We start from the raw sequence: 15,351 nt of genomic DNA on the forward strand, positions 1-15,351 counted from the left end.
AATTCTTAATTGGTTTTAACCATGATAATAGAATAAAGTGTAAGCTTAATAATATTACTTGATAAAGATGTTATTTTAAATTTGAAGGGGGTTGAGAGTATGATGCTTATTAATATGTCAACTTATAGGTATGATGTGGAGAGGTTTAAAGGTGATTATAAAGAGATAGAGAAGTTTTTAAATCAAAATTCATTAGATGGTGTTGAATTATTAGGAGTTGGTGCATTGGATGAAGATATAATACCTAAAAGATTAATAAAGGGTGTTCATTTATCTTATTATCCTATATGGGTTGATTTTTGGAATGAAGATGAAGAAGCTTTAAAAAGACAATTTAAAAATGATGAAGAGATTAGAATTTATTATGGAAGTTTGGACAAGCAGGTTTTAATTGAAAAGTTTAGAAATGAAATAAAAATGGCAGATAGAATTGAAGCAAAATATGTGGTTTTTCATATATCACATGTAGAACTAGAAGAAACTTATAATTACAAATTTAAAACTTCTAATGAAGAAGTTTTAAAAGCATCTGTAGAATTTATAAATGAAGTGTTAAAGGGATTAGATACTAAAATAGAAATTCTATTTGAAAATTTGTGGTGGCCAGGATTAACACTTTTAAATAGAGTAGAAACTAGGAATTTTATTGAAAAGATAAATTATGAGAATAAAGGGATAATGCTAGATACAGGTCATTTAATTAACACAAATGTTAATATAAGTTCAGAAAATGAAGCTATAGAATATATATTAAAGGTTTTAGAAGATTTAAAAGATGTTAAATCCTTTATAAAAGGAATTCATTTTAATTATTCATTAAGTGGAGATTATGTTAGGGCACAAATAAGAAAACAAAGAAATGATAAATCTAAATTTACATTAGAAGAAATGAAGAAAAATATTCATGGTCATGTAATAAATATAGATGAACATAAACCTTTTAGAAGTTATACTGCTAAAAAAATAGTTGAAAGTGTGAATCCAAAGTATTTAACTTATGAATTTATAACTACTTCATTAAATCAATTAAATGAATATGTAGAAGTTCAAAATAAAGTTTTATTATAGAAAGAGTGAGAATTGTATGGAAAGAAAGAATATGTATCCGTTTACAGCAATAGTTGGTCAGGAGTCTATGAAAAAGGCATTGATACTTAATGTTATAAATCCAACTTTAGGAGGAGTTTTAATTAGAGGTGAGAAGGGAACAGCAAAGTCTACAGCTGTTAGAGGTATAGCTGATTTATTACCATTAAGAAGTGAGATTAAGGGTTGTGCTTTTAGATGCAGTATTGATGATAAAAGTAGTATGTGTAATGAATGTAAAAGAAAATTTGAGGAAAATGAAGAGATAGAGTTAGTTACTGAGAATATGAAGGTTGTGGATCTTCCTGTAAGTGCCACAGAAGACAGAGTTGTTGGAACTTTAGATATTGAATATGCAATAAAGAATGGTAAAAAGAAATTTGAACCTGGAATACTAGGAGAAGCAAATAGAAATATACTTTATGTTGATGAAATAAATTTACTTGATGATCATATTGTAGATGTACTTTTAGATTCAGCAGCTATGGGAGTTAACACAATAGAAAGAGAAGGTGTTTCTTTTTCACATCCATCAAAATTTATATTAGTTGGAACTATGAATCCAGAAGAAGGTGATTTAAGACCTCAGCTTTTAGATAGATTTCCAATGGTTGTTGATGTTATGGGAGAAAGAGATACTAAAAAAAGAGTAGAAGTTATAAAAAGAAGAATTGAATATGAAAAAGATAAAAAAAGTTTTCAAGAAAAATTTGAAGATAGTCAAGAAAAGTTAAGAGAAAAAATTGAAAAAGCACAAAGTATTTTAAAAGAAGTTAAATATGATGATGATATTTTAGAAATCGCAGCAATTATAAGTATTGAAATGGATGTAGATGGACACAGATCTGATATTAGCATGATAAAAACAGCTATGACTATAGCAGCATTTAATGGTAGAACTAAAGTAATTAAAGAAGATATGTTAGAAGCAGCAGAATTTGTACTTCCTCATAGAATGAGAAAAAAACCTTTTGAAGAAAAGAGTTTTGATATTTCAAAAGTTAAAGAAATAATTGAGGAAAAATTTTAAATGATTACTAAAAGTATATATCCTTTTGCTGCGGTTATAGGACAAGATGATGCTAAAAAAGCTCTTGTATTAAATATAATAAATCCTCAAATTGGAGGAGTTTTACTTTGTGGTGAAAAAGGTACTGCAAAATCTACTTTAGTTAGAAGTTTAGGTGCAATTATAGATGATGTAGAAATTGTAGATGTACCTTTAAATATTACAGAAGATAGACTTATAGGAAGTATAAATATAGAAGATGCCATATTAGAAGGAAAAAGAACTTTTGAAGAAGGTATTTTTAAAAAAGCTCATAAAAATATACTTTATATAGATGAAGTGAATCTTTTAAGTGATAACATAGTAAATTCAATACTGCAAATATCATCGTCAAAAGTTAATAAAGTGGAAAGAGAGGGAATATCTTTTTCACATGAATGTAATTTTATATTAGTTGGAACAATGAACCCTGAAGAAGGAGAGCTTAGAAGTCAACTATTAGATAAATTTGGTTTATATTTAGATATACATAGTAATAAAAATATTTATGAAAGAAAAAAAATAATAAAGAGAAGATTAGAATATGAAAGTAATCCTATAAAATATATAGAAAAATATAAATGTGAAAATAATAGTATTTTAGATAGTATAAAAAAAGCTAAAAAAATATTAAATCTTGTTAAAGTTTCTGAAGAAGCAATGAAACTTGCAGCAGAAATTTGTGATAAAGCTAATTGTGAAGGTCATAGAGGAGAAATTGTAATCATTGAAACAGCAAAGGCAATTGCAGCATTAGATTCTAGAAAAAATGTGACACTAGATGATATAAAAGAAGCTTCACGCTTTGCTTTACTTCATAGAATGAGAAATCTTCCAAATGAAAAAGAAGATGATGAAAATAAAGAAGAAAACAAAGAGGAAAAGGATGATGATAATAATAGCTCAAATGAACAAAATAATGAGGACAATTTAAATTCAGAAGATGAGTCTAGAAATAATGAAAATGATACTAATAATAATGAATTAGAAGAAGATTTAGATATAGAAAATAAACAAGAAAGCAATAATGAAGGTTCTAGTAGTGATAAATTAGATGATATAGGTAATATATTTAAAGTAAAAAAACTAGATATAAAACCTATGGAAAAAAGGAAAAGAAAAGGTACTGGAAAGAGAAGTAAAACAAGAACAACATTAATTCAAGGACGATATGTAAAATATGATTTTCCAAAAGAAAAAGTTAAAGATTTAGCATTTGATGCTACTTTAAGAGCTGCTTGTATTCATCAAAACAAAGATGAAAAGAAAAGTGTTGCCATAGATATAAAGAAAAGCGATTTTAGAGAAAAGGTCAGAGAAAGAAGAACAGGAAGCACTATAATGTTTGTTGTTGATGCAAGTGGTTCAATGGGAGCAAAAAAGAGAATGGAAGCCGTAAAAGGTACAATAGTGTCACTTCTTACTGATGCTTATGAAAAGAGAGATAAGGTAGGTATGATTGCATTTAGAAAAGGAAAAGCAGAATTATTGTTAGATGTTACAAGAAGTGTAGAACTTGCAAAGAAAAATTTAGAATATTTGCCAACTGGAGGTAAGACACCACTTTCATTAGGATTATCTAAGGCATATGAAGTATTAAAAAATTATAAAAAGAAAGATAAAGACATGATTCAAGTCATGGTAATATTATCAGACGGTAGAACTAATCAAGCTATAAACAAATGTGATCCATTTGAAGAAGCTTTAAAAATAGGAAAAACTATAAGTGAAGAAAAAATACAAACTATAGTTATAGATACAGAAGAAGATTTTATAAAGCTAGGACTTGCTAAAGAACTTGCAACTGAAATGAATGCAGATTACTATAAACTTGAAGATTTAAAGGCAGATGAAATTGCAAAAACAATAAGAAATATAGAATAAATTGGAGAAAATACTTTTCATATTTGGAAAGTATTTTTGTTTAAAACATAAGAATAAAGTAGAATTATAAGAATATTTGAAAGTAAAATAAAACAATATTACAAATATTCATACTTAAATTTAATAAAATAAAATTAAGTCGTATAAAAAATATTGTTTTACGTAAAATATTATGGTATAGTTTAAACACTATGTATAAAAAATTTATACATATAAATTTGAAAAAATAAATTATACAAGCCTTACAATTAAATGGTTTAAAAATCTATGAAGTTTAAAGCTTGATTTAATATACATTACTCTAAGGAGGAGTTGCGGTTGCAAAAAATAGCATTATTAACGGATAGTAGTTGTGATCTAGATAATAAAACTTTAGAAAGGTACAATATTAAGTTACTACCAATAAGAATAATTTATAAAAATAGAGAATATTTGGACAAGGTTAATATAACATCAGAAGAAATGTATGCATCTTTAAAAGAAGAATTGCCAACAACTTCATTACCTGATGTAGATTACTGTAATAAAGTTTTAGAAGAGCTTAAAATTGAAGGATATACACATATAATTGTAGCTACAGTATCAAGTAAACTATCAGGAACACTTAATAGTTTAAGGCTATTATGTGAACATCATGAAGAATTTAAATTTGAGTTTTTTGATACTAAAACACTAGGATATCCTCAAGGTGCTATTGTATTAGAAGCTGCAAAAATGATAGAAAAAGGACATAGTGTTGAAGAGATAATGACAAGCCTTCCATTAATTCAAAATAAAGTTCATGGGTTTATAACTTTTGATACTTTAGATTATTTAATAAAAGGCGGAAGAATAGGTAGAGTTGCGGGAAAAATAGGAAATATACTACATTTAAAACCTATAGTATCTTCAGACGAAGAAGGTATACTTTATACATATTGTAAAACAAGAGGAAGAAAACAATCAATATCAAAACTTAAAGAGATTTTAATGACATATTTAGAATCATCTAAATGCAGAGTATGGGTGCTAAGTGGGGATGCATTAGAAGAAGCAACTGCTTTTTATAATGATATTAAAAATCATCCTAACATAACAGATATTTCTTTAGAAACAATAGGAGCAGCTATGGGAGTACATACTGGTCCTGGTGCTTTAGGAATATGCATTTTAGAAGAAAATTAATAAAAAATAATTTAAAAACCAATTAGTGATAATATCATTAATTGGTTTCTTTTTGTAGTTTTATAAATAAAGTTATGCTGTAATGGAAATACTTATGTAAGAAGTGAATATTATTTTATTAATAAATTGTTGTAAATTATATACATATATAGTATAATACTAATTATTAGTTAATAATTAGTATTATACGAAAGCGTTTTAAGGAGGAATTATATATTATGAAAGATTTATTAGAAAAAGGTGCAGTACTTCAAAGAGATAAGGAAACTTATGCAATTGCTCCACATTTAACAGGTGGTCTTATTACTTCAGATCAACTTAGAACTATTGCTGATGTGGCAGATAAATACAATGCTCAAGCTATAAAAGTTACAGGTGCGCAACGTATAGCTATTGTTGGATTAAAAGAAGAAGATATAGACAGCGTATGGGAAGATTTAGGTATGAAGCCAGGTGCTGCAATAGGTCTTTGTGTAAGAAGTGTTAAGATTTGTCCAGGTACTACTTTCTGTAAAAGAGGTATGCAAGATTCAGTAGGAATGGGTACAAAATTAGATGGTGCTTATCATGGAAGAAATCTACCTAACAAACTTAAAATGGGTATAAGTGGATGTCCTAATAGTTGTGCTGATAGCCACACAAGAGATATAGGCCTTATTGGAGGTCCTAAAGGTTGGACAGTTTATGTTGGTGGAAAAGGTGGAGTAAAACCAAGACTTGGTGATAAACTTTGCATTAATGTAGAAGAAGAAAAAGTAACTAAATTAATTGAAAACATAATTGCTGTGTATGATGAAAACGCAGAAGGAAAAGAAAGATTAGGAGATTATATAGATAGAGTAGGATTAGATGAACTTAAAAACAAATTAGATCTTGAAAATTTTCTTAATGCTTAAATAATATAAAAAATAGATATGCCTTTCTTTAGGTATATCTATTTTTTATGAAAAAAGTTGAATATTGTAGATTTTATTACTGACATTATATATAATATTAGTAAATTATACATAAATATAGAAAAATAAGTATATTTGCAATATAAAAAATAGTGTATAATTTATGTAGAGAAACTTATTTAAAATAGTTTTTATATTTTAAGACTATAATTTTAGCAATGCTTTATTATAATCCTTATATTGGCAAATTTAAATTGTGATGTTTAAGTTATTTAAATGTGTAAACAATTCTAAATATTATGATTAATTTTAAAGAAAGATAAAGCTATAGTTTATTTGGGGGTGGCGATAATGAAAAAAGTATCTTTTGTTGGTACTACTCGCTATATTGGAGCTATATTAATAGTAGTGCAAGGCATTTTAATTGCTTTACTTGCTATTTTTATGATGAATAGTAGTTATCAAAATAAATGGAATAAATATTTAAAAACAGATTATGCACTTAATGTTTATCTTAAAGATATTTCCGAGGATTCTAAAGATAATATTAAAAAATTCCTACATAATGAAGCACTTGAAAAAAATCTCTTTGTAGCTAGAAAAGATTCAAGATTAAATGATGAATGTATATTTTCTGGTTATACTTTTGGCATAAATGGTAATGTTGAAAATAATGAAGTTTCATTTGAGGTTTATGGTAAAAAAATTATTGATAAAGATATACTTAATAAGCTCCTTTTATCAAAAAAGGATGAAAGTACTCTTGGAATAGATAAAGGTAGTGTTTATAGTGTTGGTGAAATTCCTTCATTTAGGTTTGGAGAAAAAACTGTTTTCAAAAAATTAGACTACTTAATAGAAGAAAGTGGTACTATTAACGGAAATTACATTGTGCTTGGATTAAATGATAGTAATAAAAATGATTTTATACAGGGATTAGCTTTAGCATGTAATGTGTCCGCTGATAATCTTCTCAATAGTATGGGTGGTTCTGTTATAGATAATAATTTTCAAAAAACAATAATACTTGTATTTATTTTTGCTCAAGTATTTTTAAATGCTGTTTATTTTATGATTATAACTATACGAAACATAAGTAAAAGTGGTAAATTAGCACTTTTAGGATGGTCAAGAGCCACATATTGTAATAAAACCTTAGGAATATTTGTTAGTTATGCAATTTTAAATATTCCACTTCAAATCGTGATAGGAATTCTGCTTTCTGGTTGGGGCAAAATAACAGGTTTATTTATTAGTTATTTTATATTATTTGCAGTTATAAACGTCATCTTAGTAATATTAGAAATTGCAATTTCTGCTATAATTCAAATATCAATTAATCCATTGAATGCAATTAAGGGCAGAATACCAAAAAATATATTATATATTTTTGGATTGATAGCATATATTGGAGTAAGCGTGGGAATAGTGTTTTGTGGGACTTATGTGGATGCCCCTATAAAAATAATATCATAAAATGCAAGGCTTTCAAAAATGTGGGATAGTGTATCAGAGTTTCAGGTTTTAAAAAATGTCTCTATGGGAAATGATCAAAGTTCATTTAGTGGAAATTCAAAAGAGTTTGATCAAAATTTGTATGATTGGTACAAAGGAATGTATGAAGAAGATGGAGTATATCTAATAAACACAACGTATTTTGATAATGAAGTATTAAAGGTATGGAAAGAAAATAAGGTATATGATAATATTCCAGAAACCCCATTTTGGTATTTTTTATATTCGCCAAATTATATAGAGGCTATGGGTTTAAATATTGATAGTAATATCATAAACGAGGCAAAATCAGGAATAAGAGTGTACCTTATACCAAAATCATATTCAGAAAATGAAAAAGTTAAGTTGAAAAACTGGCTTACAGAATCATCAACAAAAGGAGAAGGCAGAATAAGTACTGTATTTAATAAGGAGAAAAATGTAAAAATTATAGAATATACTTCTAAAGATAACATGTTTACATGGAATACTAAGGCAACATATAAAAACACATGTAATAATCCAGTTATTTATATATGTACACCAGAAAATATGACCTATTTTGAATCAGAGAGTCTTAGAGCAAATGCCTTTAATGGTTATATAAAATTTGCAAATAAAACAGCAGCAGAAAAACATCTGGATAAGGATGTACTTGAAAAATATAAATTAAATGATAATAATATTGAATTTACAAATGTAAAAAATTACATTGATGGATTACAAAAAGATTTAATAGCTACAGTTGCATGGTTTGGAATTGTATTTTTAATATTAACTCTTGTTCTGCTAGGAATACTAATTGCGCTTGCAGCAGTTTTTAGAATTGCAAATCAGGAAAAAATTAATGTTAAGAAATTTTTAGGATATGGATTTATTAATTTATATAGAATGCCAATTATTATGCTTATTTCTGTTATATGCATTGAGCTTATCATTATGTTTATTATAGGTTCTAAGTTTGGATTACTGTTAATGCTTATCTTGGCAGTTATTCAAATACTCATTTTTTCAAGGTATATGACTAAATGTGAAATTGAAAACATACGTATGGCGTTTAAAGGAGAGTAGAGTTATGGCAAAAGCAATAGAAGTATTAAATGTTACAAAAAAATTTGGAAAAAGATATATATTTCAAAATTTAAATTTGTCTGTTGAAGAAGGGGAATTTGTTGCGCTTGTTGGTCCAAGTGGTTGTGGAAAATCAACTCTCCTAAATATGATAGGTCTTTTAGAATCAAGAGATGAGGGTCAAATTAGGCTAAAAGGAAAAGAAATTCCTAAAATAGAAAGCAACAAAGCTACAATGTTAAGACGTAATACAATTAACTATTTATTTCAATCATTTGCGTTAATTAATGATATGACAATTTATCAGAACCTTTTTTTAGCAATGAATTTTTTGAAAATCACTAATAAAGAAAAGGATACAAAAATAGATGAAATATTAAAAAAAGTTCATTTAGATGAATTAAAAAATGAAAAGGTTAATACACTCTCAGGTGGTGAACAACAAAGAGTGGCACTAGCAAGAACAATACTTAAACCAGGTGATATCATTCTTGTAGATGAACCAACTGGATCTTTAGATTCTGTAGCTGCTGAAATAGCATTTAGTCTAATTAAAGATTTAAGCAAACAGTATGGAAAGACCATAATGATGGTTACTCATAGCAAAGATTTAGCAAATGAAGCTGATAGAATAATTAATATTTTAGATTGTTGATATAAATATTCTCTTGTCAAGATTAACGAAGACTAAGTAAAATATTACAATTGAAAGTAAATTTATATATGTATAAAAACTTGTGTATTTATAGAAATTAAACCTAATAGCTATTAGTTTTCTATATAAGAAAGAAAATAGATTATGAATTGCCAAGTTAAGTGCAACACTTAGCTTGACAATTTATTGTTTTAATTAAACTGATGTCCAACCACCATCTACAAATAATGCTTGGCCAGTAGTGTAATTAGATGCATCTGAAGCAAAGTATATTACAGCGCCATTTAGTTCGCCTTCTTTTCCAGGTCTTGATGCTGGACATACTGCGTTATATCTCATTAGAAATGATTCTTCAAATAAAGTATGTTCTGTCATTTCTGTTTTGAAAAGGCCAGGACAAATGGCATTCACAGTAATTCCATATTGAGCCCAAGAAGAAGCCATTCCTCTTGTAAGACCTAATACCGCACTTTTAGATGCTTCATATGCATGAAGTGGAGCAGCTTTAGCAGCAACAGAACTCATAACTGAAGATGTGTTTATAATTTTTCCGTAATGATTATTTTTCATATAAGGTACAACATATTTAGTCATTAGAAATATACCTTTAACATTTGTATCCATAACTCTATTCCATTCATTTTCATCTAAACTGTCAACATCAGCCATTGAGGCTACACCAGCATTATTAAATAATATATCTATTTTTCCATATTCTTTTATTATGCTATTAACAGCATTTTTTACTTCTTCTTCACTTGTAACATCACATTTAACAGGAAGTGCCTTAACACCAAGAGTTTCAATTTCTTTAGCTACATCTTTTAACTTGTCATATCTTCTAGCAAGTATAGCTACATTAGCGCCTTCGTTTGCAAGGCCTTTAGCAACTTGTACACCTATACCACTTGAAGCACCAACTATTACTGCAACTTTAGAAGTTAAATCAAATAATTTACTCATAAAAATTCCCCCTATAAATACTTTAAAAATTGGATATTAACAGTATATTTCATATATATATTCATTATGTCAATAAAAATAACAAGATAAAAATAAATTACTTTTTAAAATAAAAGAAGCTGTTACATTTATAAATAATAAAATCTATAAATGTAACAGCTTCTTTTATTTTAAAATTTTATACTACCTTCAAAGCTTATTTTAAGAAGGTTATCTTCGATAGTTATATTTGTTATATCAACAACATTTAAATCATCAAGTGTTAATATAACATCTCCATTTTCACTATTTATTTTAACAGATGAAGTTTCAGTTAAACGTGAAAATAGTATGTCTCTTGGAATATTAAAGAAACCTACTTTACCTTCCTCGTAATGGAAAATAGCATTGCCATCACTTACTGAATAAGTAAATTTAAGTTTACCTTCTAAAGGAATATTCTTATATTGTAGATGCAAATATAAATCTAATGAGTTGTCATTTAAATATATTTTAGAACCAGTCAAATAAGGTTTTAATTCATCTATATTTTTAAATATCTCTATTGATAAGTCAGTAAGTTCTTCTTCACTAAATGAAGCAGTAGCAGTAGCAGTAATTTTTTTATTACTAAAGTTTAAATCATTAGGAATGAATTTTTTTATCATATCACCTTTGTTTATGGTTATTTCAGAATCAATAGGTTTAACTTCAACTTTAGGTTTAAACCAAATGTAATAAATACTAATAACTGCTAATAATAAAACAAGAATTACTGATAATATTATTAATGGTATGCGTAACAAACTTTTCTTTTTACTCATTTTAAAAAATCTCCTATAAATATACTTTAAGATTTGAATTTAACTTCTTATATATTATACCTTATACTTAGTGAAAACATATATGCATTTATAAAATATTTATAAAGTATATGATGTGTATTTTCTTTATATGATATTATATAAAAAAATAATAGAATAAAGGATGGGATTATATGGATTATAATAAGCTTAATGCTAACTCAAAAAAGTCATGGTTTATAGCAAGGCTTATAACAACAATTATATTTTCGGGAGTTTTAATTGGAGGTAAGTGGTTTTTAAGAGATTATTTTGATTTAGGTTGGATAACTAAATATAGTTTTGTTATAAATCTTACAATAGCAATTATTTTAGGACTATTACTTTTAAACACATTATTATATCCAATTATAGAATATAAGCAATGGAAATATGCTATAACTGATGATAAGATTGATTTCTCAGAAGGTATATTTTCTATTAAAAGAACTGTAATACCTATAATAAGAGTACAACATATAAAGATAAATCAAGGTCCTATAAATAGGATGTTTAAACTTGCTGATGTAGAAATTGTAACAGCTGGAGGAAGTCATAGAATACCTAATATAGAAATTCAAAAAGCTGAAGAAATTTGTGAGTATTTAAAAAGCAAGATAAAAATAAAGGTGGAAAATGATAATGAATGTAGAGAATAAAAATCATTGGATCTTTATAGGTTATGAAGCAGTAAGTAGTTTAAAAGAATGGTTATTTTTATTAATAATTTTATTCTTTAAAGTTAAATGGTATTATATAGTTTTAGCATGCGTAATAATTTTAATATATTCTATAATTAAATGGTATAATATAAAATTTTATATTAGCGATGAAATGTTAGTTTATAAGCAAGGAATTTTATCAAGAAAAAAACAAGAAATTCCTTTAGATAAAATAAGTACAGTAGATATGGAACAAAACTTAATAAATCGCATTTTTGATGTTTGTAATTTAAAAGTTGATAGTGGAGCAGTAGGAGATGGACAAACAGAAGTAAAAATTACAGTAAAAATGGATTTTGCTAAGAAATTTAGAGAAGAACTTTTAAAAAGTTATAAAAGTAGTGAAGAGATTAAAGAAGATAAATCTTTAAAAGAATACTATATAAAAGCTAGCATGAAGGATTTAGCTATATATGGTATTACGAAAAATAAACTAGGATGGCTTGTAGGACTATTTGCTATACTTTCTCAAATAAATGAATTTTTAAGTGAAGACTTTTTAAATTCAATAGATAATAAAGCAGAAAGTTTTGTAAATGGAATAGGAGATATTGCAAAAAATTCTACTTCTATAGCATTTATAGTTATAAGTGTTATATTAGTGATTTTATTTTTGTATATCATTGTAAGTGTAGTATCAATATTAATAGAGATTATAAAATACTATAATTTTAGCCTTTATGAAAGCTCTAATAAATTAAATATAGAGTATGGATTAATTACTAAAAAGAAATATTCATTACCTATAGAAAAAATACAGGCGTTAAAACTTAAACAAAATTTTTTAGGACAATTTTTAGGACTGTATAATATGGAGGGGATAGTTATTGGATATGGTGATGAAGATGATAAAAAAGCAATAATATTTCCAGTTGCTAATGAAAAATTAAAAAATCATATAATAAATACATTATTACCTGAGTTTAATTTTGAGGGACATTTCAACAATCCTCCTAAAAGATCAATATTTAAATTTATAGTTAAGAGAAATATAATTTCTTTAATTTTAATAAGTCCAGCAGTATATTTTATACCAACAATTCCTTTAAAGTTAATTCTTATAGGTATGTGCATTTTAAGTCAAATTTTATTGGGATATAGAAATTATAAAAATACATCAATAGGATTAAATAGGGATGTTATAGTAATGAGCAGTGGAGCAGTAGTAAAAACAACTCATTTAATAAAACAAAAAACAGTTCAATCAATTGGGACAAAACAAAATCCATTACAACGATTTAGAAATGTTTGCAATTACAAAGTTGATGTATGCACAAATTACTTTGGGGAAGTAGTTGAGGTAAAACATTTAGAGTGTGAACTTATAAAAGAAATGGAAGAAAACTTAAGAGTATAAACATAAAGTATTAGAATCAAAATAATTTAAGGTTCTAATACTTTTTAATTTTATAGAGATTTAAACTCTTTTTAAAGCAAAAAGTTTAGATATAAAAGCGAGGTGATATATTGAAAAGATTTGAAGAAATTGTATATTTAATAATTATTACTGTATATTTGTTTTTAAATATTTCTACTTTAAATGTTAATGCTGAGGAATTAATAAATTATAAAGATAATAATAATGAGCAGTCACAAAAATTATGTCATGAAGCTTTAATGAGTATGTTATCCCCATATATTCAAAGTTCAATTGAAAAGTATTTTGGTACAGAAAGAAACTTTGATTTATTTGATGCAAATGTAATTAGTATAAAAAGGCCTAGTGAAAAATTTGAGTTTTATATAATTATAGAAGTAGATACATATACAGGTGCCCATAATCCACCAGATGGATTAGTTAGAATGACATTTAAAACTAGTCCTTATGGAACTAAATTAGTTAAATTTCAAGATAAGTATTTATAATAGAGATTTATATATAATAATTATAATTTATATATTTTAAAAATAAAAAGTAGTAGGTATGATATAATATAAATTATAACAATATACAAAAAAGTAGATAAGTGGGGGGAGTTATGAAAAAGTTCAAATCAGCAATAATTGTTTTAGGTATAGCTATAATAGTTATATCTTTATTATGTTTATTTAAAGTTATTGATTCTAACATAGGAATGCCAATTTCACTTTTAATGATAGGTATATCAAATATAATTTATGCATATAATTCTTTTCAAAATCAAAAGAAAATGGATACTGTAATATACAGTGCAACTTCTTTATTTATTGTAGTAGTTGCAATTGTAATATTTATAGGTTAGATTTTATTAGATTATATAGGGTTCCAATTTTAAATTCAAAATAATAGCTTTCTCAAATGACAATAATAATCTCACAGCTTATTTTATTATAATGCTTGGAACCAATTAACAATTAGCAGTTAACAATGATGGTTAATATTACTCACTTCGTTACTAATATTTTTGAATAGAAATCTATAAAAACTAAGTTTTTATATAATCTTTAATTAATTTGTTGTACAAATTATTTTAAAAATCTATTAAAAAAATTGAGCTTTCAGTTTTATTCTTCATTGTTAATTGTTCATTTTTGTATAACACTTTAAATTGCTCTTTCTCAACTGAAATATGAATAATGTTAGTAAAGAAACTTTTCATTCTTATTTTTTAGTTATTAATTGGTTCTAAATATTAAAATAAGTAAGTAATATCAAATTTTGATATCATAATAGTGAATACTAGAAAAATAGTTAAAACAACTTATTTCGCATAAAGAAAATATTAGAGCCTTAAATTTTATGTGGTTCTAATATTTTTTTATTTATATTATTTTATATTAATTTTTCATATAGTTTAAAAAATTCTAATCCATAATGCTTAAGTCCTAAGTCTACAGTGTCAATATACTTAAAACCACATTTTTCATAAAGCTTAATGGCTGGTGTATTACCTTCATAAACATCTAATCTAATAGATTTTATATTTAAATTAATAGCATATTCAGTAGCGAAATCAATTAATCTTTTACCTACACCACATTTCATAAACTTTGGATGAACAACAAAAGTATATATAACTAAAATTTTTGAATAGTCAGATTTGAAGTTCCAAGTAGCATTATGATATGCTTCTTCAGGCGTATTACTTAAAATAATAGAACCAATAATTTTACCATTATACTTTGCTATATAAAGATTTCTATTTTTAATTCCATTAGCTGCATCTTCTCTTATAGGATATATACCTTTTTTCCATCCGGGATAATTTATTCCACTTGCCAAATAATCATTTAAATCATTATAAAGATTTTCTAATTCATTTATATCAGATTCTTTTCCTAATTCAATAATAATATTCATATGCTACCTCCAAAGTAAAAGCATAAAATTTATATTATTATACAATAAACTAGAAATAAAGTAAATTAAAGTAATGAATGTCATCTCATTTTTAATATAGATATATAGTTAAAGATGAGTTTATTCATGTTTCAAGTGAAAATTCTAATTAATTTAATGGAAAATGAAAAATTGAGAATTGAAAGTGAATATTAAAGCTAAGTTTCTAAGTATTTCTATTAAAATTAAAGATCACTAAGGTTAAAACCTAGACTACGAAAGGAAAAA

General features: G+C 25.8%; 15 protein-coding genes. 12 read left to right on the forward strand and 3 right to left on the reverse strand.

What is annotated here, in order from left to right:
- The first annotated feature begins 99 nt into the window (after nucleotides 1-99).
- From AC07E4_RS08925 to AC07E4_RS08960, 8 genes are all read left to right on the forward strand, one after another.
- Complete coding sequence (locus AC07E4_RS08925) at nucleotides 100-1,068, forward strand: TIM barrel protein (protein WP_478216174.1); 969 nt, start codon at nucleotides 100-102, stop codon at nucleotides 1,066-1,068.
- Between the two features lie 16 nt (nucleotides 1,069-1,084).
- Entirely contained in the window at nucleotides 1,085-2,116 is a 1,032-nt protein-coding gene (locus tag AC07E4_RS08930) for a magnesium chelatase ATPase subunit I (protein WP_478216175.1), read from the forward strand.
- A complete protein-coding gene (locus AC07E4_RS08935; protein ID WP_478216176.1) occupies nucleotides 2,117-4,018 on the forward strand; it encodes a magnesium chelatase subunit D family protein in 1,902 nt (633 codons plus the stop codon).
- Nucleotides 4,019-4,336: 318 nt separating this feature from the next.
- Complete coding sequence (locus AC07E4_RS08940; protein WP_478216177.1) at nucleotides 4,337-5,182, forward strand: DegV family protein; 846 nt, start codon at nucleotides 4,337-4,339, stop codon at nucleotides 5,180-5,182.
- Nucleotides 5,183-5,397: 215 nt separating this feature from the next.
- Entirely contained in the window at nucleotides 5,398-6,078 is a 681-nt protein-coding gene (locus AC07E4_RS08945; protein WP_040327280.1) for a nitrite/sulfite reductase domain-containing protein, read from the forward strand.
- A 351-nt stretch (nucleotides 6,079-6,429) separates the two neighbouring features.
- Nucleotides 6,430-7,554 (forward strand): hypothetical protein, encoded by a 1,125-nt coding sequence (locus AC07E4_RS08950; RefSeq protein WP_478216178.1) that lies wholly within the window; start codon nucleotides 6,430-6,432, stop codon nucleotides 7,552-7,554.
- A gap of 18 nt (nucleotides 7,555-7,572) precedes the next feature.
- Nucleotides 7,573-8,643, forward strand: coding sequence for a hypothetical protein (locus tag AC07E4_RS08955; protein WP_478216179.1), 1,071 nt, complete (start codon nucleotides 7,573-7,575; stop codon nucleotides 8,641-8,643).
- A gap of 4 nt (nucleotides 8,644-8,647) precedes the next feature.
- Nucleotides 8,648-9,298, forward strand: coding sequence for an ABC transporter ATP-binding protein (locus AC07E4_RS08960; RefSeq protein ID WP_478216180.1), 651 nt, complete (start codon nucleotides 8,648-8,650; stop codon nucleotides 9,296-9,298).
- A 195-nt stretch (nucleotides 9,299-9,493) separates the two neighbouring features.
- On the opposite strand, the gene AC07E4_RS08965 is transcribed toward AC07E4_RS08960, so the two are convergent.
- Together AC07E4_RS08965 and AC07E4_RS08970 are read right to left on the reverse strand one after the other, a co-directional pair.
- Nucleotides 9,494-10,261: an SDR family NAD(P)-dependent oxidoreductase gene (locus AC07E4_RS08965; RefSeq protein WP_478216181.1), complete on the reverse strand. Its 768-nt coding sequence runs from the start codon at nucleotides 10,259-10,261 to the stop codon at nucleotides 9,494-9,496.
- Nucleotides 10,262-10,431: 170 nt separating this feature from the next.
- Nucleotides 10,432-11,064 carry a hypothetical protein gene (locus tag AC07E4_RS08970; RefSeq protein WP_478216182.1) on the reverse strand — a complete coding sequence of 211 codons (633 nt, stop codon included), beginning with the start codon at nucleotides 11,062-11,064 and terminating at the stop codon, nucleotides 10,432-10,434.
- 173 nt (nucleotides 11,065-11,237) lie between these two features.
- On the opposite strand from AC07E4_RS08970, the gene AC07E4_RS08975 reads away from it, so the two are divergent.
- The 4 genes from AC07E4_RS08975 (at nucleotide 11,238) to AC07E4_RS08990 (ending at nucleotide 14,026) form a co-directional block, all read left to right on the forward strand.
- Entirely contained in the window at nucleotides 11,238-11,741 is a 504-nt protein-coding gene (locus AC07E4_RS08975) for a PH domain-containing protein (protein WP_478216183.1), read from the forward strand.
- Nucleotides 11,725-13,161: a PH domain-containing protein gene (locus AC07E4_RS08980; protein WP_478216184.1), complete on the forward strand. Its 1,437-nt coding sequence runs from the start codon at nucleotides 11,725-11,727 to the stop codon at nucleotides 13,159-13,161. Before AC07E4_RS08975 ends, AC07E4_RS08980 begins: the two co-directional genes overlap by 17 nt.
- 110 nt (nucleotides 13,162-13,271) lie before the next feature.
- Nucleotides 13,272-13,670 carry a DUF3888 domain-containing protein gene (locus AC07E4_RS08985; protein WP_478216185.1) on the forward strand — a complete coding sequence of 133 codons (399 nt, stop codon included), beginning with the start codon at nucleotides 13,272-13,274 and terminating at the stop codon, nucleotides 13,668-13,670.
- A gap of 113 nt (nucleotides 13,671-13,783) precedes the next feature.
- Nucleotides 13,784-14,026, forward strand: coding sequence for a hypothetical protein (locus tag AC07E4_RS08990; protein ID WP_478216186.1), 243 nt, complete (start codon nucleotides 13,784-13,786; stop codon nucleotides 14,024-14,026).
- A 530-nt stretch (nucleotides 14,027-14,556) separates the two neighbouring features.
- On the opposite strand, the gene AC07E4_RS08995 is transcribed toward AC07E4_RS08990, so the two are convergent.
- Nucleotides 14,557-15,084: a GNAT family N-acetyltransferase gene (locus tag AC07E4_RS08995; RefSeq protein ID WP_478216187.1), complete on the reverse strand. Its 528-nt coding sequence runs from the start codon at nucleotides 15,082-15,084 to the stop codon at nucleotides 14,557-14,559.
- Nucleotides 15,085-15,351 lie beyond the last annotated feature (267 nt).

This window comes from Clostridium amazonense (genome assembly GCF_056431285.1).

What these genes read in the sequence shown, in the direction of transcription:
- AC07E4_RS08955 (WP_478216179.1), top strand. Translation starts at nt 7,573, where the DNA reads ATGTGGGATAGTGTATCAGAGTTTCAGGTTTTAAAAAATGTCTCTATG.
- AC07E4_RS08995 (WP_478216187.1), bottom strand. Translation starts at nt 15,084, where the DNA reads ATGAATATTATTATTGAATTAGGAAAAGAATCTGATATAAATGAATTA.
- AC07E4_RS08960 (WP_478216180.1), top strand. Translation starts at nt 8,648, where the DNA reads ATGGCAAAAGCAATAGAAGTATTAAATGTTACAAAAAAATTTGGAAAA.
- AC07E4_RS08975 (WP_478216183.1), top strand. Translation starts at nt 11,238, where the DNA reads ATGGATTATAATAAGCTTAATGCTAACTCAAAAAAGTCATGGTTTATA.
- AC07E4_RS08990 (WP_478216186.1), top strand. Translation starts at nt 13,784, where the DNA reads ATGAAAAAGTTCAAATCAGCAATAATTGTTTTAGGTATAGCTATAATA.
- AC07E4_RS08925 (WP_478216174.1), top strand. Translation starts at nt 100, where the DNA reads ATGATGCTTATTAATATGTCAACTTATAGGTATGATGTGGAGAGGTTT.
- AC07E4_RS08950 (WP_478216178.1), top strand. Translation starts at nt 6,430, where the DNA reads ATGAAAAAAGTATCTTTTGTTGGTACTACTCGCTATATTGGAGCTATA.
- AC07E4_RS08970 (WP_478216182.1), bottom strand. Translation starts at nt 11,064, where the DNA reads ATGAGTAAAAAGAAAAGTTTGTTACGCATACCATTAATAATATTATCA.
- AC07E4_RS08965 (WP_478216181.1), bottom strand. Translation starts at nt 10,261, where the DNA reads ATGAGTAAATTATTTGATTTAACTTCTAAAGTTGCAGTAATAGTTGGT.
- AC07E4_RS08980 (WP_478216184.1), top strand. Translation starts at nt 11,725, where the DNA reads ATGAATGTAGAGAATAAAAATCATTGGATCTTTATAGGTTATGAAGCA.
- AC07E4_RS08930 (WP_478216175.1), top strand. Translation starts at nt 1,085, where the DNA reads ATGGAAAGAAAGAATATGTATCCGTTTACAGCAATAGTTGGTCAGGAG.
- AC07E4_RS08935 (WP_478216176.1), top strand. Translation starts at nt 2,117, where the DNA reads ATGATTACTAAAAGTATATATCCTTTTGCTGCGGTTATAGGACAAGAT.